13 protein-coding genes and 2 riboswitches are annotated in these 24,673 nt (G+C 59.8%); of the genes, 5 read left to right on the top strand and 8 right to left on the bottom strand.

All coding sequences use genetic code 11. The features are described from left to right. Positions 1–535 precede the first annotated feature (535 nt). From J5441_01720 to J5441_01690, 7 genes are all read right to left on the bottom strand, one after another. Positions 536–1,522: an ABC transporter permease gene (locus J5441_01720; GenBank protein MBO4933872.1), complete on the bottom strand. Its 987-nt coding sequence runs from the start codon at positions 1,520–1,522 to the stop codon at positions 536–538. Beyond that, entirely contained in the window at positions 1,519–2,712 is a 1,194-nt protein-coding gene (locus tag J5441_01715) for an ABC transporter permease (protein MBO4933871.1), read from the bottom strand. The genes J5441_01720 and J5441_01715 overlap by 4 nt, the downstream gene beginning before the upstream one ends. Further along, the gene (locus J5441_01710; protein ID MBO4933870.1) at positions 2,696–4,264 is read right to left on the bottom strand and encodes an ABC transporter ATP-binding protein; all 1,569 of its coding nucleotides are present in this window, start codon (positions 4,262–4,264) and stop codon (positions 2,696–2,698) included. Before J5441_01710 ends, J5441_01715 begins: the two co-directional genes overlap by 17 nt. A gap of 75 nt (positions 4,265–4,339) precedes the next feature. Next, on the bottom strand, positions 4,340–5,599 hold the full coding sequence (locus tag J5441_01705) for a BMP family ABC transporter substrate-binding protein (GenBank protein ID MBO4933869.1): 1,260 nt from the start codon (positions 5,597–5,599) through the stop codon (positions 4,340–4,342). A 128-nt stretch (positions 5,600–5,727) separates the two neighbouring features. Continuing rightward, positions 5,728–5,829: riboswitch (purine riboswitch) on the bottom strand. A 35-nt stretch (positions 5,830–5,864) separates the two neighbouring features. Then, positions 5,865–6,437 (bottom strand): xanthine phosphoribosyltransferase, encoded by a 573-nt coding sequence (locus J5441_01700; protein MBO4933868.1) that lies wholly within the window; start codon positions 6,435–6,437, stop codon positions 5,865–5,867. Between the two features lie 371 nt (positions 6,438–6,808). Then, entirely contained in the window at positions 6,809–7,150 is a 342-nt protein-coding gene (locus J5441_01695; protein MBO4933867.1) for an Hpt domain-containing protein, read from the bottom strand. 13 nt (positions 7,151–7,163) lie between these two features. Next, the gene (locus tag J5441_01690; GenBank protein MBO4933866.1) at positions 7,164–8,870 is read right to left on the bottom strand and encodes an EAL domain-containing protein; all 1,707 of its coding nucleotides are present in this window, start codon (positions 8,868–8,870) and stop codon (positions 7,164–7,166) included. 166 nt (positions 8,871–9,036) lie between these two features. On the opposite strand from J5441_01690, the gene J5441_01685 reads away from it, so the two are divergent. The 5 genes from J5441_01685 (at position 9,037) to J5441_01665 (ending at position 23,315) form a co-directional block, all read left to right on the top strand. After that, complete coding sequence (locus J5441_01685; protein MBO4933865.1) at positions 9,037–9,879, top strand: tyrosine-type recombinase/integrase; 843 nt, start codon at positions 9,037–9,039, stop codon at positions 9,877–9,879. Positions 9,880–10,169: 290 nt separating this feature from the next. Beyond that, a riboswitch (cyclic di-GMP riboswitch) is annotated at positions 10,170–10,243 on the top strand. A 75-nt stretch (positions 10,244–10,318) separates the two neighbouring features. Beyond that, complete coding sequence (locus J5441_01680) at positions 10,319–11,386, top strand: hypothetical protein (GenBank protein ID MBO4933864.1); 1,068 nt, start codon at positions 10,319–10,321, stop codon at positions 11,384–11,386. 32 nt (positions 11,387–11,418) lie between these two features. Continuing rightward, positions 11,419–12,183: a hypothetical protein gene (locus J5441_01675; GenBank protein MBO4933863.1), complete on the top strand. Its 765-nt coding sequence runs from the start codon at positions 11,419–11,421 to the stop codon at positions 12,181–12,183. Between the two features lie 41 nt (positions 12,184–12,224). Further along, positions 12,225–13,238 (top strand): hypothetical protein, encoded by a 1,014-nt coding sequence (locus tag J5441_01670; GenBank protein MBO4933862.1) that lies wholly within the window; start codon positions 12,225–12,227, stop codon positions 13,236–13,238. A gap of 54 nt (positions 13,239–13,292) precedes the next feature. Continuing rightward, positions 13,293–23,315: a hypothetical protein gene (locus tag J5441_01665; protein ID MBO4933861.1), complete on the top strand. Its 10,023-nt coding sequence runs from the start codon at positions 13,293–13,295 to the stop codon at positions 23,313–23,315. Positions 23,316–23,440: 125 nt separating this feature from the next. On the opposite strand, the gene J5441_01660 is transcribed toward J5441_01665, so the two are convergent. Continuing rightward, entirely contained in the window at positions 23,441–24,577 is a 1,137-nt protein-coding gene (locus J5441_01660) for a cation transporter (protein ID MBO4933860.1), read from the bottom strand. Between the last annotated feature and the right edge of the window lie 96 nt (positions 24,578–24,673).

Here is a 24,673-nt window from a genome sequence, read left to right as displayed (position 1 = left end):
CATATATTTTACCACAATGTGAGAAAATTAGCAAGATATATTTAAGAATGAATCGGCGGGCGTTTACCCCCTTTTTGCAGCGCAAAAAAACGGCGCCCCTCAAATCGAGGGGCGCGTATGGTTTGCGCGTTGATTCGCGGGCGATCAGATCGCCCCTGCGAAGACGCCGCCTACGGCCTCTGTCATTCCGAGGAGGCGCGAACGCGCCGACGAGGAATCCCCTATGTGAAGCAGAAACGTCGGCTTGGCTCCCTCAGACGAGGGAGCTGTCGAGGCCTGCGGAGCAGGGCGAGACTGAGGGAGGGAAAAGTGCCTGCGGCGCAGTGATATTATCGCTGACGCGATAGTGATATTGCCGCTTTGCGGCAGTGATATTTGCCCTTCGGACAAGTGATATTGCCGCTTCGCGGCAGTTTTCACTCCCTCCGTCATTTTTTGCCAGCAAAAAATGACACCTCCCTCGTCTGAGGGAGGTGTCCGGGTGTTTCTGCTTATTCGGGGGATCCCTCGGGCTTCGCCCTCGGGATGGCGTGCGTCAGCGTTCTTCTCGGAAATACGTCACGCCTAACGACGCGGGACCGAGGTTTTCTTTTTTCTTGCGGAAGCTGACGATTATCAGAACGACTATCGTGATGATATACGGCAGCATCTGCGTAAGGTCGGTGGAAAGCTGAACGTTCAGCAGCTCCGGCAGGTACAGATACGCCCAGTAGAAGATGCCGAATATCAGCGAGCCCCAGAGCAGATTCAGCGGCTTCCAGAACGCGAATATGACGAGCGCGACCGAAAGCCAGCCGAACGCCTGGATGCTGGCGAGGTCCGCCGTAGCCCACGCGCCGCTCTTGAACTCCATCACGCAGTAGACTCCGGCGAGGCCGGTGATGCCGCTGCCGATGCACGCCGCGGCGTATTTATACCGCGTAACGTTGATGCCCGCCGCGTCCGCGGTCGCCGGACTTTCGCCGACGGCGCGGAGGTTGAGCCCCGTTCTCGTCTTGTTGAATACGAGCGTCATTATCACCGCGAGCGCTATCGTCAGATAGAACATGAAGCCGTAGCTGAAAAGCAGGTCGGAAACTACGCCGAGCTTTTCCGAAAGGAACGGTATCCGCGCGGTGAAGACGGTGTTCGCGAAGTCGCAGCGGACGTTGCCCGACTCCGACTTAATGAAAAAGATAGACAGGAACTCCGCGAGGCCGCATCCGAAGATCGTCATAACGAGGCCGACGACGTTCTGGTTTATCCTCATCGTGACGGTGAAGAAGCTGTATATCAGCCCCATAAGCACCGACGCGGCGAACGCGGTCAGCAGCGTCAGCAGAATGACCATAACAACGCTCGGGTTCGCGACGGCGTTGCAATAGCGGAAGGCGGTGATGAATCCCGCCGCCGCGCCGACGCACATCGTTCCCGGAGTTCCGAGGTTGAGGCCGCCCGATTTTTCGGTCAGCAGCTCGCCCATCGCCGCGAGCGCGATGAAAGCGGCGAATCCGATGGCTTTTTGTATCCAGACAAATATCATGCTTCGACCGCCTCCTTCTGAGCTTTGCGCGAACGGAAGTTGACCTTATAGTTGATAAAGAACTCGCAGCCGATGACGAACAGCAGCATCACGCCGACGATTATCTTGCCGAACGCGACCGAGAAGCCGAGGTCGTTGTAGGTGTTCGACATCAGCGCAGAGCCGTTCTCGAGCGCGACTATCAGCAGCGAAACGCCCATCATCGTGAAGGTGTTGAACTTCGACAGCCACGCGACGATTATCGCGGTGAAGCCGTATCCGCCCGCGAGGCTTGAGTTCACGGTGTGCCCCTGCGCCGAAACGCAGAGGAATCCGCACAGTCCGCAGAGCGCGCCGGAGAGCGCCATCGTGCGGATGATGACCTTCTTGACGCTGATGCCCGCGTATTTGGCGGTGTTCTGCGAATCGCCGACGACGGCTATTTCATAGCCGTGCTTCGTCAGGCGCAGGTAGTAATACATCAGCACTGCGATAACTATGACGGCGATCATGAAGATCAGATCCTCGTTCTTGTACCAGGCGGACTCGGTGCCCTTCCACATGGATCTGATCCAGCCGGCTTCGGAGTCGATGTTGATGATGCCGAGCGCGGATTTGACTCCTCTCCACTTATTGAAGAAGAAGTCGACGATCTTGATGACGATATAGTTCATCATGAGCGTGAACAGCGTCTCGTTCGTGTTGAACTTCGCCTTGAAGATCGCGGGGATGACTCCCCAGATCGCTCCCGTTATCAGGCTGACGACCAGCATGAGCAGAAGGAGCACGAAGGGGTTGAGCCCCGGATAGTTGAACATTATGTAGGTGGCGGAGATCGCTCCCGCGAGGAACTGTCCCTCCGCGCCGATGTTCCAGAACTTCATCTTGAACGCCGGAGCGAGCGCGACCGCGAGAAGCAGCAGCTTGCATCCGGTCTTGACGGTCGTCCAGAAGTAGCTCGAGGTGAAAATGCGCCAGAAGGAGGTGAAGTTTTTGGCGTTCTCGAGCTTCTGTATGCCGAACGAGCCGGTGAACATCGTCTTCAAAAACGTGATCGGGTCGACGCCGATCATCAGCCAGACGACGAGCGCACAGAACAGGACGGCGAATACGAACGCCCCCGCCCTGATAAGCAGCCCCGCGAATCCGGGCAGCGGAGCGCGTTTCGTCAGATGTATCAACGGCTCGCGGTCGTTATTCCTTATCGTCATCCGCTTTCCCTCCTTCCGCGGCTTCCGGCAGATTGGTCATAAGGTAGCCGACCTCTTCTTTGGTGGTGGCGCGGGCGTCGAGCACTCCGCTTATGCGGCCGCCGCACAGGACGAGTATCCTGTCCGACAGCGCGAGGAGCACGTCGAGCTCTTCGCCGACGAATATTACGGCGACGCCCTTCTGCTTCTGCTCGTTGAGCAGATCGTATATAACGTAAGACGTGTTGATGTCAAGCCCCCTGACGGCGTAGGCGGTCATAAGCACCGTGGGCGCGGAGGCGAGCTCTCTGCCGACGAGCACCTTCTGGACGTTGCCGCCGGAAAGCATACGCACCGGCGTCGAGATCGACGGAGTTACGACTCCGAGGTCTTCGCGGATACGCTCCGCGAGCTCCTTCGAGGGCTTTTTGTCGGTCAGCGGCGACGCTCCGCGGTTGTAATCCTTGAGCAGCATATTCTCGGTCATGCCCATGCCGCCGACGAGTCCCATACCGAGACGGTCCTCGGGGACGAAGGAGAGCGATACGCCCATTTTGCGTATCTGCTTGGGGGTCTTGCCGATGAGCGTTTCCGTTTCTCCCGTGGGATAGGTATAGGTTATCTCGGCTCCGGGCTCGATCTTCTGGAGTCCGGCTATTGATTCGAGAAGCTCCTTCTGTCCGCAGCCGGAGATGCCGGCAATGCCGAGTATCTCGCCCGAGTACGCCTCGAACGAAACGTCCTTCAGCACGTCGACGTTTTCGGCGTTTTTGCAGGACAGTCCGGACACCTTGAGACGCAGCTCGCGGTCCTTGACTTCGGGACGGGCGATGTTGAGCTCGACCTTTTTGCCGACCATCTTTTCGGTAAGCTCGGCGACCGAGGTCTCGGACGTTTTGACCGTATCTATGTATTCGCCTTTGCGAAGGATCGCTACCCTGTCGGAAATGGCGAGGACTTCCTGAAGCTTATGTGTGATTATGATTATGGTCTTGCCGGCCGCCTGCATATTGCGGATGACCGAGAACAGCTTTTCGGTCTCCTGCGGCGTGAGGACCGCGGTGGGCTCGTCAAGAATGAGTATGTCGGCGCCTCTGTAAAGCGCCTTGACTATCTCGAGCGTCTGCTTCTGCGAGACGGTCATGTCGTAGACCTTCTGATCGGGGTCCACTTCGAAGCCGTATTCGCCGCATATCTCGCGGATACGGTTCGCCGCCGCCTTCAGATCGAGGCGGCCTTTTTCTTTCAGTCCGAGCAGGACGTTCTCCGTCGCCGTGAAAACGTCGACGAGCTTGAAGTGCTGGTGTATCATACAGATACCGAGCAGGAACGCGTCGTGCGGACTCTTGATCGAAACGTGTTTGCCCCTGACGTAGATCTCGCCGGAGTCGGGATAGTAGATACCCGACAGCATATTGAGCAGCGTGGTCTTTCCGCTCCCGTTCTCGCCGAGGAGCGCAAGGACTTCGCCGTCAAGGACGTCCATAGTGATGTTGTCGTTGGCAAGCACTTTGGTTCCGAAACGCTTTGTTATCCCTTTTAACTGGATGACCGGTGTGCGTTTTTCGTTCATTTGTTCCTCCGGGGTATATCAGCAGTAAAGGAGGGAAGCCGCCGGGACGGCGGCTTCCCTTGATCATTCGCAGTATCAGCCTTCGGGGTTGAGTTCGGTGATTCCGTCTATGCGGAGATTGAACGCAGGCGCGCTGCGGACGTCGGACTCGTGATAATAGCCGTCGTAAACGACGTTGTCCTTATCGTTGACCCAGTCGCCGTCGGTATCGGTGGCGAAAGCTTCGGTAACTTCCTTGCCGCCGACCGTGAAGGTCTTGGTGTCGAAAACCTTGAGTTCGCCGGACTTGATCTTGGCGATGGTCTCGTCGACCTTGGCCTGAGTGCCTTCGGCGACGGACTTGCCGAGCTCGGTGATCTCAACGGCGTCCTTGTCGTAGCCTTCGGCCCAGTTGGTGGGGATGTTCTCGCCCTTCAGGGCCTTCTCGAAAGCGAACTTGTAGTAAACCTTCCAGTTGTTGGAGGCGGAGGTAAGAGCGGCGTCCGGAGCGGCGTCGAGCATGGAGACGTTGTAGCCGACGGAGTAGGCGACTTCGCCCTTCTTGAAGGCTTCCTGGACAGCGGTGGGCGCGCCGGCGGAGTCGGCGTGCTGGCCGATGATGACGCAGCCTCTGCTCATGAGCAGCTCGGCGGCGGCCTTCTCTTTATCGAAATCGAACCAGCTGGAGGTGTACTGAACGTCCATAACGATGTTCGGAACTATGGACTTTATGCCGAGATAGAAAGCGGTGTAACCGGAAACGACTTCAGCGTAGGGATAAGCGCCGACGTAGCCGATGCGGATGTTGTCGCCGTCCTTGTTCTTATCGGCGATCTTGCCGGCGTCGATGAGCTCCTGGAGCTTGAGGCCGGCGACCACGCCGGAGACGTAGCGGGATTCATAAACGCGGGTGAACGCGTTGCTGAAGTTGTCAAGTCCGTTCTTGTCGGCGGTGTCGCCCGTCATGGAGACGAAGTGGATATCGCTGTTCTCCTTCGCGAGGCCGAGCATATAGTCCTGATGACCGTAAGAGTTGGAGAAGATGTAGGTGCATCCGTCGTTGATGAGCTGCTTGCCGGCTTCGGTAACGGCGTCGGTCTCTTCGATCTTGTACTTCCAGATGATCTGGTCGTCCGCGATGCCGAGCTCCTTGGCGGCGGCCTTTATGCCGTCCATGTGAGCCTTGGTGTAGCCTTCGGTCTCGTCGCCGACGAGGATGGCGCCGATCTTCAGGGCCGCGGCGTCGCCGTTGTCGCCGGAACCGGTGCCTTCGGATTCCTTGCCGCAGGCCGCGAGAGCGAAGCAGCAGGACAGAGCGAAGACGATGGCAAGAATGATGCTGAGAGTTCTTTTCATGGTTTTTCTCCTCTTTCTTGTTGTTTTTGTTTATTTATTCATATCCCTCCGGATTGAATACCGTGTGAAGCGCGGCGCCTGCCACGAAAAAAAGTACGGGAACCGAGCCGTTCCCGTACTGAAAGCAAAGACAAGAAGATCCTGCTTATAGTCGGGCAATTTACGGCAGCCCGGTAGAAACTTTTTGACCATATCTCAAAGGATATATAAGCGGTTGATATTTTCTGTTGTTTTATTCGGTTTTACTAATATTGAAGACGCAGCGTCAGCAGAACTCGACGCCGTTCTCCTCGCTCATCGAGCTTATCCGCGCGAGCGATTCGACGCGCAGCCCCTCTTTGCGAAGTCCGTCGCCGCCGGGCTGGAACGCCTTCTCGATGACGACGCCCGCTCCGACGGGGATCGCTCCCGCCTGCATGACGATATCGCGCAGAGCGCGGAGAGCGCAGCCGTTGGCGAGGAAATCGTCGATCAGCAGGACGCGTTCGCCTTCACTGAGATACTGCTTCGAAACCATGACGGTGTTCTCGACTCCGTGCGTGAACGAAAACGCTTTCGCCGTCCAGACACCGTCCGCCATATTGGACGTGCGCGACTTTTTCGCGAAGACGAGCGGCTTGCCGAAATACCTCGCCGTCATAACGGCGACCGCGATGCCGGACGCCTCTATAGTGAGGAGCTTGTCGACGTTTTCGTTCCTGAAAAGGCGGTAGAACTCCCTGCCCATGGCGTCGGTGAGCATCGGATCGATCTGATGGTTGAGGAAGCTGTCGACCTTGAGCACGTCCTTCCCCTTCACGACGCCGTCTTTTTTTATACGTTCCTCGAGCAGGCGCATATATACATCTCCGTTTGCGCGATCCGCTTCCCTTCCGGAGCGAAAAGCCGTTTTGCGTTCTTTGTCAGAACGCGGATTTTTCAAACAAAAACGCGCCCGCGAAGATACGGGCGCAGCAAGACGCTATAAGGACGCAGAAAGGCGCGAAGGCTCGCTGAAAAAGCTTTTTCCGCAGAGGATATACACCGTTTTCATACGCCCTCACTCCTTCGTCTTGTATGTCAATATTATAAATCAAAACGCGCGGAAATGCAACCCATTTTTATCATTTTTGACACAAATCGGCAAAACTGTGATTGTGACCGAATTTGCCTCGGGTACGCGGCTTTTATTCGGCAAAATGACAAAGCGGAAGCGGCGGAAAGCGCTCTTTATCCGGCCAGCTCGTTAAGCCGCGCCCACTGCGTTTTCGCTTCCGCGAGAAGCGCGGAGTAATCCGTATCCGTTCCGGCGCGGAGCAGCTCGGTCATCTCGCTGACGGGCTTGAAAAGCGGAGTCAGCGAAAGGTTGCCGCAAACGCCCTTCAGCGCGTGCGCGGCTTCGAACGCGCGGGTAAGGTCCTTTTCCGACAGGGCGGCCTCGAGCTCGTCTATCTGGCCGCCTTCAAGCGACTTGCCGACGAGCATGAGATAAAAGCTTTCGTTATTCATGCAGCGGGCGAGCCCTTCGTCGACGGCGGCGCCCCATTCCCTCAGTTTATCAACGGTTATCATATCGTATCCTCCCTTATCCGTTTTCCTTCCCGGCGGCGATGAACCGCGCGAAATCCTCCGGCGGGACCGGCTTCGAGAAGTAATACCCCTGCACCATGTCGCAGCCGCAGCCGCGCAGCAGCTCCACCTGCTCCGCGGTTTCAACGCCCTCGGCGATCACCTGAGCCTCGAGGAACTTCGCGACTCCGACGACCAGCTCGATCATGCGGAGCCCCTTCGATCCCGCGGTCAGATTCTTCACGAAGCGCATATCCAGCTTCAGCGTGTCGATCGGCATTTCGCTCAGCATATTCAGCGACGAATACCCGCTGCCGAAGTCGTCCATCTCTATCCTGAAGCCGAGCTCGCGCAGGTTGGAAACGATCCCGACGACGGCGCTCTCGTCTTCGGCGTAAGCGGACTCGGTGACCTCGAGCCGCAGATCCGCGAATCCGATACCGTTATCCTTCACTATCCGCGCGAGCTGCTCCTCTAAGCCGTCGGTCTGCATATCCACACGGGAAACGTTTACCGAGACCGGCAGAGTGAAGCCGAATTCTTCGCGCCAGCGGCGTATCTGCGCCGCCGTTTCGTTCCAGACGAAAACGTCGAGCTTGTGGATGATTCCGTGCTCCTCGAATACCGGGATAAAGGCGCCGGGGCTGACGAAGCCGAGCTCCGGATGGATCCAGCGTATCAGCGCCTCCGCGCTGCAAAGCACGGGGCGGTCGCCCTTTATGTTGTATTTCGGCTGGAAATAGACCCTGAACTGACGCTCCGCGATCGCCCTGTCGGCGTCGGCAAGCAGGCGCTCGGTATAAAGCTCGCGGTCGTGCATGCTCGAATCGTAGAAGCCGACGTGCGACTCGTGCCCGCCGCGGAAGCGGCTCGAGGCGAGGTTCGCGTGATCGAAGCGGCGCTCCAGCGTGATGCTTTTGTCGACGTTCTGATAGACGCCGAGGCGGATGCTGATGTGCGTATCCGGAAGCGCCTCCGTCAGAACCGCTCCCGCGCCGTTGAGGATATCAACGTAGTCGTCGCGGTGCGGCAGATAGAGGTAGAAGGTATCCGCTTCGCCCCTGCCGGCGAAGCCGCCGACTTCAACGGCGATCGAACGGAGATGCGCGGCGAGAACGACGAGCGCTTTGTCGCCCGCCTCCTGACCGAACAGCTCGTTGACAAGGTGGAACCGGTTGATATTCAGCACGGCGGCGTCCATGGGCTTGTCCTGCGCGTAGAAATCCGCCCTGCCGCAGTATTCGATGAAGAACTGCTTGATATAAAGCCCCGTGAGGGAGTCCGTCTCGGTCGCGCTGATTATGCTGGCGTCCTCGGCGAGCTCGATAGAGCGGCGCACGCGCGCGAGTATGACCTCCGGCGCGTTGTAGGGCTTCTCGATGAAGTCCGCGGCGCCCATCTCGAGACTGCGCACCTCGGCTTCGCGCTCCGAGGTCGCGACGATGACGGGGATGTGACGCATCTTCGGATCAGCTCTCATGATCTCGAGCAGCTCGTAGCCGTCCATAACGGGCATCATCAGATCGAGCAGCACTATGGAGATCGTTTCGCCGCGTTCCTCAAGAACGTCGCGCGCCTGCGCGCCGTTTTCCGCGAGAACGACGTCGTAGTCATTCCCGAGAATATGGCCGAGCATTATTCTGTTGATAAGCTCGTCGTCAACGACAAGAACCGACCTGCGCGCGGATTCGACGCGGCCGAGAGCGCTTTCGGATAAGCTCATTTCATCACTCCCGTGTGATAATCTTCTGCTTAACATAATACCACACCGTTCCGCAAATTTCAATCTTATTTTACATTTTGCGGCATTTGTTCTAAAATATAACCGGCCGGCTTCGTTCGGCACGCCGGCCGAAAAGATATTCGGAAAAATCATGGGGGTGTTTTTTATGCAAAGACTCTTCATTACCGAAAAACTGCAGCGCCGCTTCGCGGAGCATCTGCGCGATCAGGAAAAGAGCGCCGCTACCGTGGAGAAGTATCTGCGCGAGGCGAGGCGCTTCGCGGAGTACGCCGGCGGGAACGAGGTCAGCCGCAGGATGACTCTCGGCTACAAGACCAGGCTCGGCTCGCTCTACTCCGCCAAAAGCGCGAACTCGATGCTCGCGGCGCTCAACTCGCTCTTCCGCTTCGCGCGGCGGGAAGACCTGTGCGTGCGGCAGTTCCGCCTGCAGCGGGACGCCTACCGCCCCGAAAGCGAGGAGCTGACGCGCGACGAATACGTGCAGCTGATCTCCGCCGCCGAGCGCGTCTGCGACTACCGCAGCGCGCTAATTCTTCAAACGCTCTGCTGCACCGGCATCCGCATCGGCGAGCTCGGCTACGTCACCGTCGAGGCGGCGAAGGAGGGCGGAACGAGCGTCTGCTGCAAGGGCAAGACGCGGCGCATCTTTATCGTTTCGGCGCTCAGAAAAAAGCTTCTGCGCTACGCCGAGGAAACCGGCGTTTCCTCCGGGCCTGTCTTCCTGACGCGCACGGGCAGGCCGGTCGACCGCACCAACGTCTGGCGCAAAATGAAAAAGCTCTGCGCCGCGGCGGGCATACCGCCGCAGAAAGCGTTTCCGCACAATCTGCGCCACCTTTTCGCACGCGCCTTCTACGAGCGGGAGCACGACATCTCCGCACTCGCGGACATACTCGGGCATTCAAGCGTGAACACAACGCGGATCTATATTATTTCCACCGGCGCCGAGCACGCGAAGCGTATGGAAGGGGTCGGTCTGGTGACCTGAAAAGCGATTCCCGCGGCGGCAAATATGAAAATTTTATAAAAATTCATACGGTCCCCCGTTCTCTCCGCCCTTCCGCAACGCGGATCGCGTCCGATTTATTACTTAATATAAATTAAAAACAGCGCTTTTTTTCACGCCGCGGAAAAAACGGCGCAAGCCCCCGCAAACCGCGCAGCCACGCGGTTTGCGGGGAATATTTTACTTGACAAAACCGCATATTGCTACTATAATATTTTGCGTTGAGAGTTTGTGCGCACCGCACGCGTACGTGCGCCGGATCGGAAACGCTAAAACAGACTTGGCAAAACCGGAGAAATCCGGCGACGCAAAGCTAAAGGGCCCCGCGGGGCAGCCAGCTGCGATGTTCGGCAAAGCACGAACGCGCAGCGTTTTTATTTTCTACGCGGCACGGGAATCAAGAAAGAAAGGAGGAGCCGTCATGACCGATCGCGCACGGAACAACCAGAAGCGTTCGCTGTTTCACAGACTTATATACCTCACGGTGCTCGGACTGATACTCACTGCGGTCATAACGGTCTACCTCCACTTCTCATACGGCTGGTTCACCAAAAACGAAAGCGTCTCCGCCGAAGGCATGCAGGCCGGCGTGAACGACGATTCCTTTTACGAGATCGCCGTCCGCGACCGCGACGGCACGCCGGACAACGACCAGCGCACGCCTTACGCCGCGGACTCCCCGATAGCGCAGTATCTGGCGCGGGAGGAAAACGGCGGCTACGAAAAGCTTGATCCGGACTATATCACCGACAACGGGCACACCGCCATCCTCTGCCATCTCGTCAACGAGAACCCGCACGAGGAGAACGGCGAGGACCTCGCCCCCGGCGCCTTCGGCAAGATCAGCTTCGACATAGTGCTGAAGAGCGACTATGACGCCGGCTTCGACGTCGCCCTCTCGTTCTACCCGCTCGGCATCGCCGCGAACGGCGATCCGACGCCGATAGTCGACCCCGACGAGACCGACCCCGCCGTTCAGGCGGAGCAGGAGGAGCTTCTCACCGAGCTGCAGGAGATGCTTTCCGGACACGTCCTCTTCTACAAGACCCGCAGCGCCCTGATAAACGGCGGCTACTATTACTCCGACCGCCTGACGGACGACGCCTTCACCTTCGAGCTGCCCGCCGCTCCGGACTACACCGATCCCGACACGGGCGACCGCTATTACACCGTCGAGATCTACTGGATATGGCCGGCGACCTTCGGACAGCTCGCGCTTGAGAACGATTCACCCATGGTTCACGCCCACCCCGTCTATAACGACGAAACGGAGCGCGGCGAGATACTGACCTATATCAGCACCCATCCCGGAAAGTTCTTCCGCAACCTCGCGATACCCGCCGCGACGGCCTTCGCCGCCGCCGACTACCCCAACTACTATTTCGTTGAGCTGAGCGAGGGTTACAACCACGCCGACCAGCTCATCGGCGACAACACGCACTTTCTGATAGTCTGCGTCGACGTCGAGCCCGCGGGCGCGGCGGACTGACGCTCCGCAGCCGATCCAACCGGAGATAAGCGATGAAAAAGGAAACGACAAAAGTGAATAACGGACGCGGAACGCCGAAGACGGTCGTCGCGGCGCTGCTTGCTTTTGTCCTGCTCTGCGCCTCGATGGCGGCCTACGCGTGGTTCTACGTCGGCCGCAGGACCGCCGCGACCACCGAGATCTCCAACCCGACCGCGATCTTCATCAACACCGGCAACGAGGAGGATATCCGCTACCTCGACCTCGGCGGCATCGACGCCGAAGCCGGCACTTACAAGGATTTCGTCTTCTGCGTGCGCGGCAACAACGTCGGCTCGTACAAGCTGCAGCTCGCGTACACGACGAACAACCAGTTTGAATTCGAGGTTTACGCGGCGACGGAAAGCGCGTCCGCTCCGGCGGGCAATCCCACGGGCGTCGTCATATACGACACGCACGACGACGTTTCCTCGACGCTCTACTACTCCGCGCCGGCGGGAGCCTCTCCCATTCCGGGCGAGCTCGTCAACGACACGGTCGCCGGAACCGGCGACGAAGCCGAAACGCTCGCGCTGACCGGCGGCGACCGCTATTACGCGGAGACCTACACCCCCTCCGGCTCGAACTCTCCCTACACCAACCACCACAAGCACGCGGTCCCGCTCTACTGGCAGGCGACCGCCGCGATACAGCCCACGCTTGACGAGCACTTCGATTTCTGCGACTACTACATCCTGCGCGTCAAATGGACCGCGAACACGAAGAACGACAAGGAAACCGACATAGTCTATATCTCCGCGAAGAACATTTCCTACTGACCGGCACGGCCGCGACAAACCCGAAACAGGAGAACGTATACGTGAGCAGATTCATGAGAATCATCAAAAGCCGCCGGACGGCGATCATAGCGACGATAATGGTACTCTTCCTTATCGCCGGCTTCGTCGTATACGCCGAATACATAAAGAGCAGCCGCGCCAAAAGAGTTCTCGCTACGCGCGGTGACGAAGGCACGCTTTTTTCCTCAAACTACCTCGTGCCGAACGCCAACACCGCCGCGAACATCTACAAGCGCGTGCTCTATACGAACAGCGACTCCTCCACCGTCAGCGGCGACGTCACGATATGCAACTACGCGCAGGGCAACCCCACGAAGAAGCATGAAAACGACATCCCATACACGCTTACGGCGAGGCTGGTAATGCTCGGCGAATCCAACGGCGCTTACGTCAAGACGGACGCTTCCGCCTCCGACGTCGGCGCGCACTGGGTAAAGCTCACGCTCAAAGGCGGCGCGACGGTCACGCTCAACGCTTCGGCGCTTTCTCATGATTTCACCGGCAACACGCTCGACCACCGCATCTCCCAGACCGATATATGCAACGTCGAATTCGACAGCGACTTCATCAACGCGCCCGCGCTCTGCCTTTACCTCTGCGCGGCTCCCGCGGCGGGAGCGCCCGCCGACGTCGGCGCCATGGACGCGGTATTCAGCGTTTCGCTCAGCAACGCCGAGGCGAGAAACACGTGGGAGGGCCGCTTCAACGAGAACAATATGACCGGCACGCCGGCGCAGCCGGAATTCGACGGCTTCAACTACGTCATATCCGGCACCGGCGCGGGCACCTGTGTGCTGACGTGGGACAACACCAGGCTGCAGATAAGCCAGGTCTTCCTAAACAAGTACAATTTCACGCCGACCGTGTCCGGCGGCGTTTCATCCGTGACCTTCGCGGTCGACTCCGACGACGTCGCGCGTTACGATCTGCAGTTCTATTACGCCGACGGCGCCGTGCGCTTCACCGACTGGAGCGAGTTGACCGGAGGCCCCGGCGGCGCCGGCTGCGTCACGCTTACTTACACCGAGGGTTAAGCGGCACGTCCGCAGCGCCCCGCGAATAACCGCACCTGCCAGAAGAGGGATCAAATGACGACTTCCGAAGTAACGAAAGCATTGAGAAAAATGATCGCGGCGTTCTGCGCCTGCGTCATCGTGCTCGCAAACTTTGCGGGCGTTTTCGTCGTGTCCGCGGAAGACGACACGCCCCTTGAGCAGCAGCCCGCGGCGACGATCGCGATCTCGTCCTCCGCCGACCTCATCGCGTATTCGCGCGAATACGCGCGCGGCGGACACAACCCCGACGATACGATACAGCTCGCCATGAGCGCCGGCACGGTCTTCGTGCTTCCGTCCGGCGACAGCGGCTACGTTTCCATAGGCACATCCTCAAGGCCCTTCAACGGCACGGTCGAGATTGCCGATAACGCGACCGCCGGATTCATATCCGACGTGCCGCTCTTCGGCTATATAACCACCGCGGCGAGCACCGTCAACACCGCCGGAGCGACCAGAGAGCTGCAGATAGCGCGTCTCGCCTCCTCGGACAACGCGCTCTTCGCTCAGCACGTCGTGAACGCCGCGGGTTCGGCCGCGGACTGGAAGATCATCCTCAAGCCGGACGACCGCGACTCGGTAAACGCGACCGCGGAATCCTTCGCCGGCGTCGTCGGCGACGTCGCGGCGGACTGCAAGGTCAGGATCGACTTCACCCACGACTCCGTTTCCGCTTCGGGAACTCCCGCGAACGCGGTGAGCGCGGGCGACGTCGGCACGATATGCTGCACGCTCGGCGAGGGCGCGGAGCTGACCTTCAAGGTCGCGTCCGCAAACGAATACACCGTCAACTCCGCTAACGGCTACGCGGGCGGAGTCGTCGGCTCGGCGGCGAACGGCGCGAAGCTCATCGCCGAAGAGAGCTTCACCTCCGTCGCGAACGTAACCTCGGGCAGGAAATACGCCGGCGCACTCGTCGGCGCCGCGCTGAACGCCGAGATCGAACTCGTCGGCGGCGCGACGGTCACCCTCTCCAAAACGGTCACCGGTTCGGAGGGCGCGGGCGGCGTATACGGATACTACAAGAGCACTGCCGGAAACGGCTCCGGCGCGAACGCGGACGTCCGCACCTTCGAGCTCGACGGCATAATCACCGACTCCGGCTTCACCATCGCGGGCACCGGCAACGTCGGCGCGCTTTCCGGTACGCTCGACTCCGACACGAGCGTGACGATAACCGAAACGTCCGCCGTCCTTACCGACAACGCCTTCACGAAGCAGGTCAGATTCACCGGCGGCGGCACGCGCGGCGGACTTATCGGCAGATATTCCAACACGCTCCTGACGAACACCCTCGACGTTCACAACGTTGAGGTGAAGATACTCGCCAACAGCGGTTCCTCCACCATAAGCGGCGGACTCATCGGCACCTTCGGCATGTACCCGCTTTACGCGAGCATAAGCGACGCGCGCGTGACGACGAACGCCGCCGTCAGCGGAGGCATCGTCGGCTCCGCCGGCGAAGTTGGCAGCTTCCTCGACGTCAGCGGGACGATCGACGTAGACGGCAGCGTCGGCTCGGGACTCGTAAGCGCGCTCAACGAAGGCGTGCTCCGCATCGCGGGCACGACCGACCTCTCCGGCGCCTCTTACTCCTCCGCGCAGCTGGTGAACACCCGCGGCAACGGCCTCGTCTACGCGCTCGGCAGCGGCTCCGACGCGGGCTGGACCTTCAAGCGCGGCAGCGGCACCGTCGACGATATCGGCGACTGGGGCGAGGCGCTCCGCCTCTCCTCCGCGAACGGACTCGCGGAAAGCGACTTCTTCACCGTGGATATGAACGCCCACACGGTCACGGTCGCGGGACACGCCGCGAGCATGGCCTCGAAAAAGGACTTCATAAAGACCGCCCTCAACGTCCAGCACAACTACGCGGACAAGGGCGCGCTGAAATTCAGCTCGGGCTCCCGCAGCGGAAGCATCCTCGGCGGCAACCTTTCCCTGACCGCGGATATCGACCTTTCCGGCACCGGCATCGTCGCGCTGACGCGCGATAACGGCTCCAACGCCGCCTTCACCGGCAGCTTCAACGGAAACGGCCGGACGGTATACCTCGCCGTCGGCGAGCCCTACGGAATGAGCGGCGGCGCGGCGCTTTCCGCTCCCGCGAATATCGGCGCGAACAACTACGGCACCGTCATCGGCCACCAATACCTCGGCCTCTTCGCCAAGGTAAGCAACGCGGTGGTGAGCGACCTTACCGTCGACGGATATATCTCCCTCTTCGCGGCGAAGGCCTCGTCGACGTACAACGTCGGCGGCGTCGCGGCGCAGGTTTCCGGTTCGTCCAACCCCGTGACGCTCACGAACGTCGATACGAAACAGGATATACACCTCTTCGGCCAGACCGCAAACAGCTCCAAGCTCTACTGCGGCGGCGCGATCGGCTTGTTCGACACCGGAGCCGCCGGCACGGCCGTGATCTCCGGCTCCGTCTTTGAAAACGACATAATTGAGAACAACAGGAACGGCGCCGTCTCCTCCAACGTCGACGCTTACGTCGGCGGCGCGATCGGACACGTCGCATCGGTCAGCGCGCTGACCTTCGACTTCGATAACGTGACCGTCGCCGGAAAGTTCGACAACTGCGTGAACGGCTCCTGCGGCTTCAGGTGCACGCGCTACGGCGGACTTATCGGCACGATAGCCGCGAACAGCGGCAACTTCACCCGCAGCGTACTGCTCAACAACGTCACCGTCAGCGACGCGGCGAGCATAAGCACACGCGTCCGCGACAGCGCGGCGTGCGCCGGCGGACTGCTCGGCTGCGAATGGATCGACGCCAACGTCACGATCGGGACCGACGGCGGAACCGACGGCGTCATCATCGGCAGCGGCTCCTCGGGCCCGTCGGTGACCTGGAAAAAGGACGGCTCAATCGTTCCCGCCGGCGGCGCGCTCGTCGGCAGAGCCACGGGACACTGGACGGTCAACCACGTCGACGTCAACGCGCTTACGCTTAACGCCGTCGATCCCTGCACCTTCGGCTTCATAGTCAACGACGGCACCAACGGCACCTCCTCCGCGATATATCTCGACCTCGTCAGCGACGGCTACGACGTCGCGAACACGGCCTTCTCCGGCACGTTCAACTCCTTCGACGAGGTCGTGCGCAACACCGTCGTCGGCGACAACCGCATCGACGGCAACGGCAACGGCGTGGTTTCCATCCGCACCGCGGGCGGCGCTCCGCTCGTCACGGACGGCGCCGGCTGCAACACCTACCAGAATCAGACGGCCTACGGGAAAAACACCCGCAAGGTCAACGATAAAACGCGCTACTACTACAACCTCGACCTTATCAGAAACAAGAGCTCGAAGAGCGACGCGGAAAAGCTCCTCCTCTGGAGCCTCAACAGGTACGCGCACAGCTCGATAAACAAATCCGCCAACGGCGGCTTCTTCAACAACGCCTATAACAACAGGATATCCGGCAACTGCGATATGGCCGGACTCTCCTACTACCACGTGGACGTCTCCGGCGTAACCATTCAGAACGCCACGGTCAAGTTCTATAATCAGGAGATCGAAGACGGCGAAGGCGGCTCCGGCGACAGCGACGGCCATGCGCGTTCCACCCGCGCCGACGTCGAGAAAACGCAGCACTACCTCATGCATCAGGGGCTCTTCCTCAACTGCTCCAACGCCTTCGACGACGCCTCGCTCACCGTCAACGTACTGACGCTCGAAGGCAACGTTTCGCTCGACGAAGGCGACTCCGGCTTCCTCGTCCGCAGGACGCTCGGCGACACGACCAAGACGCTGCGCGCGAATCTGAAGAATATCACCCTCGCGGGCGCGGAGATCTCGAACAGGACCTCCGGCGCCTATTCGCCGCTGCTGATAAACAACGTCGGCAAGAACGTCAAGCTCGATATTACCGGTCTCGCGACCGGCGGCTCCGGCGCGGACGTCTACCCCTCGACGGGCACGGCGGCCGTCGCCTCCTCCCTCATCGGCAACGTCGGCTACGACACGGCGACGAACATCAACCTGACCTTCTCGGATATCAAGCTCGACGCGCGCACCGCGACGGGCGGCATGAGCGGTCTGAATACCGCCTACGGCACCGACCGCTCCATCTTCGACCGCGCGACCTTCCTTGAATCCTTCCGCTTCCTTAACGGAAGCCTCGGCGAATACAACTACACTTACGACGAGGACTGGACCTCCAACCGCCGCCGCGTCACATACGGCAAGGAGGTCAAGGACTCCGTCGAATACGCCGGCCTCGAGGATCACTACTACAACGATCCCAACCGCTACACCCACCCGACGGACAGCTCGGGCGCGAGCGCGTATAACTTCTCCTCCGGCTTCCTGCCGTACGTCAACCACGCGTACGACGCGGCGAACGGCTACCATGAGATAAAGGTCAACGTCAAGAACGAGAGCCTTACCACCGGCTGCGGCCAGTATAACGATCCTTATATCATCACCAACGGCGCGATGCTCGCGACCGCCGCGAAGATCATCAGCGGCAGCCCGATCGACGGCGTCAATATCGCGCTGCCCACCAACGTCGGCTCCAACACCCTCGATATGTGGTGCGACAACAAGAACACCCACGCGACCTACACCTACTCCGGCGGCAGCTTCGTCAACGATTCCGACGCGGGCGACACCAAGTCGCTCGCGAACGTCCGCGCCTATCTCGCAGGCGCGTATTACAGCATCGCCTCCGAAATCGAGCTTCCCGCCGACTTCGTCGGCTTCGGCGGCGGCCTCGCCGACTGGACGGCCACGAGCGGCTTCAACTGTCAGTACGCCTTCCGCGGCGTCATCGTCGGCGGCACGATAATCAACAAGTCCAACAACCCGCTCATCAAGTCCGCCAACGGCTGCGTCGTCAAAAACGTCACCGTGAGGACCGACTCCGCGATAGGCATAAGCCAGAACTCCGTCCTCCCCTTCAGATACGACAACGCCGCCTGCGCCTCCTACGGCGCGGTCATCGGCCAGGTAATGGGCGGAGACAACGTCATCGACAACGTCCGCGTATACTTCACCGTCGAGCACGAGGGCGAAGCGGATACGCAGGCGAGCTTCCCGGTCGCGAACTCGAATCCGGACTGCAACCGTCTGATGCCCGTCGGCGGCTATATCGGCGTAGTCCTCAACGGCGGCGTGATCTTCCGCAATATGGCCGCCGCCTCCGGACTGACCTCCGACGTCTGCCCGCAGGTCGCGGACGACGGCTGGCTCTACGTCAACCCGATAATCGGCAGAGTCATCGCCGGCTACGCCTTCAACGAGGCTTCGTCCTACGCGGCGAACTCCGCGACGGTCAACAACGGCACGAAGAACTACGGCATACCGGACCTCGTTCCCTCGAGCTCCGCGAAGCTGGAGGTCAACGCGACCGGACGCGACGCCTACACCGTCAATATTCCGGACGCTCAGGCGTTCTATATCCTCTCCTGCGTCGTCAACAGCGGCGCGGGCAGCGCGTCCTACGGCTCTTCAAACACCGACTACGCGTCGATCACGGACGCACAGTGGATAGGCTACCGCGAGTACACCTCGACAAGATGCGCCGCCTACAGCGACGTCGGCACCGGCGCGGCGAGCAGCGGCGACTACGATATCGTCGCGGCGCAGGATATCTACGCCGGCCGCAACAAGACGCCGTATATTATCAGGCAATACACTGCGAGCAGCAGCGCAACGCTGCTCCGCGCGAGAAGCGTCTGCGGCAATTCCTCCAACAAGTCCGTCGTTTCCGCGATAAACCTGACGGGCGACAGCTACGATATGCCCGCCGGCTTCCGCGGCATCGGCAGCATTTACAGCAACGACAAGGCGCTTTATCTGCAGTTCAAGCAGTTCAACGGCAACGGCAAAACCGTGAACCTCAATATGAAGTATCAGGAATACAACCACGAGAGCGGCATATCTACAGACGGAAACGGCATAAAAACCATCAGCGACAAGAAGAACATCAAGACAAACCTGCAAATCGAGAACTACAAGCCCTACGCGGGCGCCGGTTTCGGCATGATAAACGCCGCGTATCTCGACAGCTTCAACGCCGGCAGCGACACGAACTCGATAAAGAACCTTACGCTGACCGGCAGCGTCTTCTACGATATCCGCAAACTCTCGAACGGCGGCAATATCAAATACGGCTACGGCTGGCACAACTACAACAACCAGACCGCCTACTACCCCGACGCCGCCGACCGTATCGAAGCTGCCGATATTATGCATACCGGCGGCGTGACGGGCACTTCCGTCAACTCGATCTATTACAGCAACGTCGCGCTTGACGGACTGACCGTAGAAGGCCCGAAGTATACCGGCGGATATATCGGTTATTTATTATCCAAAAACCTCGTCGCCGATGCGCCTTCGGCAACCGGTCTGACGGTCAAGGGCGGCTTCGCCGCGGGCGGTCTCGTCGGCGGCTTCGGCGGAAACCAGGCGAACGGAAGCACCGCCGCCTCCGCCGATCTGACGATAAAGGGCTCCTCGAGCGCGACCGCCGTCATCGGTCTGACGGACGTTCAGGTCAAGGGTGAGCCCAGTACCGCGAAGATCGACTTCGCCGATTTCGAACAGATGCACCACTGTGGCGGTGGCCTCGTCGGATACGCCTGCACCGGAACCGGCAAAACCGCCACTGTTCAGTACGTAACAGTCAGCGGCGGCTCCTTAACGGCGACAAAACGCATGAGGCGTCCCAGCGACATGCGCTATAAGATACTGCTCGGCGGATTTTTCGGCCGTCTTGAAAACTCAAAGGTCGACTTTTCAAATTCCTCCGTCGAGGGCCTCGAGATCAGCGGCAGCACCTGCGGCGGACTGATCGGCGTCACGAGGAACAGCGTTCAGGGCACGATAACCGACGTCACGATAGACGGCAATAATAAAACCATCGACGCCACGAATATGGTCGGCGGACTTATCGGCTACGTATTCGGCGGCGACATGCGCCTCAAGCTGACCTCGGTGAACGTCGAGAATTACAGCATCGTTTCCTCCTATAACTCGGAGAAAGCGAGCGCCGGCGGGCTTATCGGCACCTTCACCGTAAACAACAACGCAAATTCCTATTTCAATCTCACAGACAGTAAAATAGTCGATTGCACCGTCTCACGCTGTGCGACTTACACCGCGGACAACTCCCCCGCGTTGATAGGCGTAGGCGGAATGTTCGGCGCGCTCAACGGCAACGCGAACGGCAAGGTCTGCGGGCACAATATCCTGCTCGACGGAGTCAGCGTCGTCAACAACGGCGGCAACAAAACCCCCGGCATGCTCATCGGCACAAATACCAAGCAAACGGTCAAATTCGCAGGTGTTTCCATCCAGGGTGGTACCTCCGCGACGATCAACGTGGTCGGCATCAACAACAGCGGCTCCGGTATCGGCATCTTCGGCACAAACGGCTACGTCGTGATGGCGGACTTCGACGGCGACTGCATCCCGGCTTCGCGCAACGAAAGCGATTCCTCTCGCTACAACGCCTCGACAGATTACGCCGCGACCTATCCCTTCGTCACCGTCAACCCGATGCACAACGTCGGCGGCGCGAATCTCGCGCTGACGGGCGACGGCGTTTCCGACACCGTAGCGGGGCTGCCGATACAGGAGATCATCGCCGGCGACAGGCGCTATAAATACGCGAGCGACCTCTACAAGACGCAGTTCAACACCGCGAAGCTCTCCACCTACAACGCCGAGCAGAACGCCTCGCTGGCCGACGACTTCGCCGTTTTGATAATCGACGACATAAGCCGCATCAACACGACGAACACGGTAAACTCCTATATCAACATGCTCGCGAATACCAACTACAACTACGCCGTCAACAACAACAGCATTTACAAGATCAACCTTTACAAGATGGTCTATGACGAAGGCGCGGGCGGCTTCGTTCCCTCCGGCGCCGCGAACCTCCAGCGCAACACGGGCACCGGTCAGTTCGCGATGGATATCAACAACGTCGACACCGCGGGCCATATGTTCACCCTCATCGACGTCGGCTTCTGCGATCCCGCGGACACCTCCAAGATCGCCTACCACCTCTATATCCCCGCGCTCGTCAAGAAGATGCTGACCTTCGACTTCGACATAGCCACCGGCACCGGCACCAACTACGAACGCGCGTGGTACACCGTCAACGACCGCTTCGGCAAGCCGCTGATGGAGAACCTCGGCACGCCGGCGAGTATATTCTTCAAATACAACTACATCCGCAGCTACGACGAATGGACCGCCGCCGCAAACAACGGCGACAATATGCTCTGGAACTACCCCAAGACGCTCACCCTCACGAAGTCGAGCAGCATCCCCGATCTGCCGGGCGATACCATCCTCGTGCTCAACGACGCGACGAACGGCGGCAAGCCGTATTACGCGCGTTTCAGAGAGGTCTACAACGCCGGCACCGGCATACTCTCGCTGGCGAACTTCAGAGAAACGCTCGACGATAACACGAGCGCGGCCTTCACCCCGTGCGATTTCAACGACTTCCCCGGTCTGAGCTTCACGGCTGCCGACGACCCGAACGGCACGCTGATACTCTGCGACTCCGCCCCGAACCTCGCGACCGTCAGAGCGACCTACAACGGCGCGGAGCATCTGTTCCGCGTCGCCAACGAAGCGGACGCCGCCGATCACGACGCGCAGCACGTAACGCTCTCCGCCGACCTCCCGCAGGGCGCTTCCTCCGAAGATCAGGTCGATATGTCGGAGCCGTATTACGTCTCCTTCTTCACCGATTCGACCTCGAGCAACGTCGTCTATCACTACACGATAAGTGCGCCGGCGACCTTCGGCGTCGCCTCGAGCCCGTCCCGTATCGCGGACGCCGCCAAGCTGCAGGGAGACGGCGGCGGCAACGTCCACCTCATCCTCGGCAACATCTTCGTGCAGAGCGGCGTTTCGCTGACGACTTCGCCGAACTTCACCGAGATGTCCGTCCTCAACGGCAACCGCAGGCTGACCGCGGAGATGGAAACGACCGTCAGTCTCGACTCCGCGCTGAAGAGCGAGGTCCAGGCCTACCTCGGCGGCAACTCCAACATAAACGTCTTCCACAGCTTCATGCTTTATCTGACGCGCAACGAAAACGACGGCTCGTCGCGCAGGATCATAACCGGCAACCCGAATACGAGCGGAACCTACGTTATCGGCTCCGTCAACGGCGCGGTCGCATCCACCGCTAACGAGTTCACCGTCAACGAAGTGAACAACGCCACCTACGCCGAGATACGCAGCGCGAACGTCAACCGCCATATCAACGAATACCTCGTCGCCGGCAACGGCGCCGTCATAAACGCCTCCGTCACCTTCGAATGGGATAACGACGTCGCGATCTCCGAGCAGTTCCCGAACAGAGAGGACGAAACGAACGTCAGCATAGGAACGACCGCCTCCTGCACGTCGAACGTCGCGTTCTACCGCGAAGGCACGTCATACAGCAAGATCGCCGCGGGCGCGAACGACTCCGCGAACCACTCCTACTACTGCAAGATCGACAACCGCACCGCCAGACTGCATTACAACGTCAGGAGCGACGTCTTCGTCGGCGACTACGGGCCGCTCGGCATCAACCCGCTTGACGATAACGCGCTGACCGAGGTGCAGATCTCCACGCTCGGCGTCTACGACATTTCCGATATCGAGGAGAAGGCGGAAAACTACGATATGATCCGCTGCACGCTCCGCCTCTATTCGAAGGAGGACGGCTATACCGCCGGCCGCAGCTTCCGGACCTATATGAGCAGCGTCGCCGCCAAGGGCTACGACGCGGGCGTCGCGGACTATTCGGAAAACAAAACGAACGAATACGAATACACCTTCGTCCTCCCGCGCGGCGTCGTCACCGGCTCGAGCGCGCTCCCGACGAGCCTCGAGCTGCCCTTCGACTTCAAGATCTACACCGGCGCGGCGTTCGAGGCGGCGGGCCTGACCTACTCCAACTACAAGATCAGGCTCAACGTCGAGCTCTTCAAGAAGTCGGATCCCTCCGACGTACTGCTCGTCTCGCAGGCGGAAAACTACCTCATCTACACCAACGCCCGCGTAATTCCGGACTACGTCGATTAGTCTTTAACGCAAAGCAGAAAAACGCCCGCACAGCGTGCGGGCGTTTTTTTATATAAATATAATATATATATTATGTAACAATTCCGGCGATCGCGCCCGGGCGCGGCTCCGGACACGTTTCAGCCTCAGTCCGCGACGTCGGCGTCCGGCACGATCAGGATATCGTAGTCCGGATACGCCGCGGAGACCTCGCCGTAAAGCGTCTTTACCGCCTCCGCGCGGTCGACGTCGAAGGAGACGACGACGTCGAAGCGCAGCGTCTTCTTCTCCGTATCGGCGTAGAAGCCGTGCATCTGCAGCGCCCAGTCGTGCGACATGACCGCCTTCTGCACCGCGTTGCGCATCCGCGCCGCCTCGTCGTCGGAGGTGTTGAAGGAATAGACTCCGACGCCGGTCAGAATGACTCCCGTCCGGCGGTAGACGTCGGACTGTATCCTGCGCGTTATCCTGTCGACCTCGTCGACGGTCAGGTTATCGGGCAGCTCGATATGCACCGAGCCGTAATTCCTGTTCGGCCCGTAGTTGAAAAGCGTCACGTCGTAGGCGCCGAGCACCGCTTCCTCCTCGCAGACGACGCGTTTCAGCTCGCGGCTGGTCTCCGCGTCCTCGCGCTTGCCGATGACGTCGTTGACGGTCTCGATCATCATTTCAACGCCGGCCTTGATGATAAAGAGCGCGATCAGAACGCCGACGTAGGCTTCGAGCGAAACGCCCCAGATAAGGAACACCGCCGCCGACGCGAGCACCGACGCGGAAAGGACGGCGTCGAAGAGCGCGTCCGAGCCGGAGGCGACGAGCGCGCCGGAGTTGACCTTCTTGCCCTGCCGCCTGACGTAGAGTCCGAGCAGCAGCTTGACGACGATCGCGACCGAAATTATGATCAGCGAGACCGCGCCGTAATCCGCCGGCTCGGGAGTTATGATCTTCTTTACCGACTCGACGAGCGACGTTATGCCCGCGTAGAGCACGAGCGCGGCGACTATCATCGAGCTGAGGTATTCGATCCTGCCGTAGCCGAGCGGATGCTTTTTGTCCGGCTGCTTCGCGCCGAGCTTCGCCCCGATTATCGTAACTACGGAGGAAAGCGCGTCGGAAAGGTTGTTGACCGCGTCGAGGATGACCGCGATCGAGTTCGACACTATCCCGACGAACGCCTTGAACGCAACGAGTATCACGTTCGCCGCGATACCGATTACGCTCGTTCTGACTATCGTTTTTTCTCTGTTCGCCGCGAGCGCGGCGACGTCGTTCCGATTATCCATATTTTCTCCTTATCAGAGCGGCGGGGCCTTTTGCGTGACCCGCTTCGCGCTCTTTTCGCGGCCGATAAAAGGATTATAGCATATATCGGCGGCGTT

The sequence above is a fragment of the Clostridia bacterium genome, from assembly GCA_017620395.1.
Taxonomy (GTDB): Bacteria; Bacillota; Clostridia; order Oscillospirales; family RGIG8002; genus RGIG8002.
This window is presented reverse-complemented; position numbering and strand designations above follow the sequence as displayed.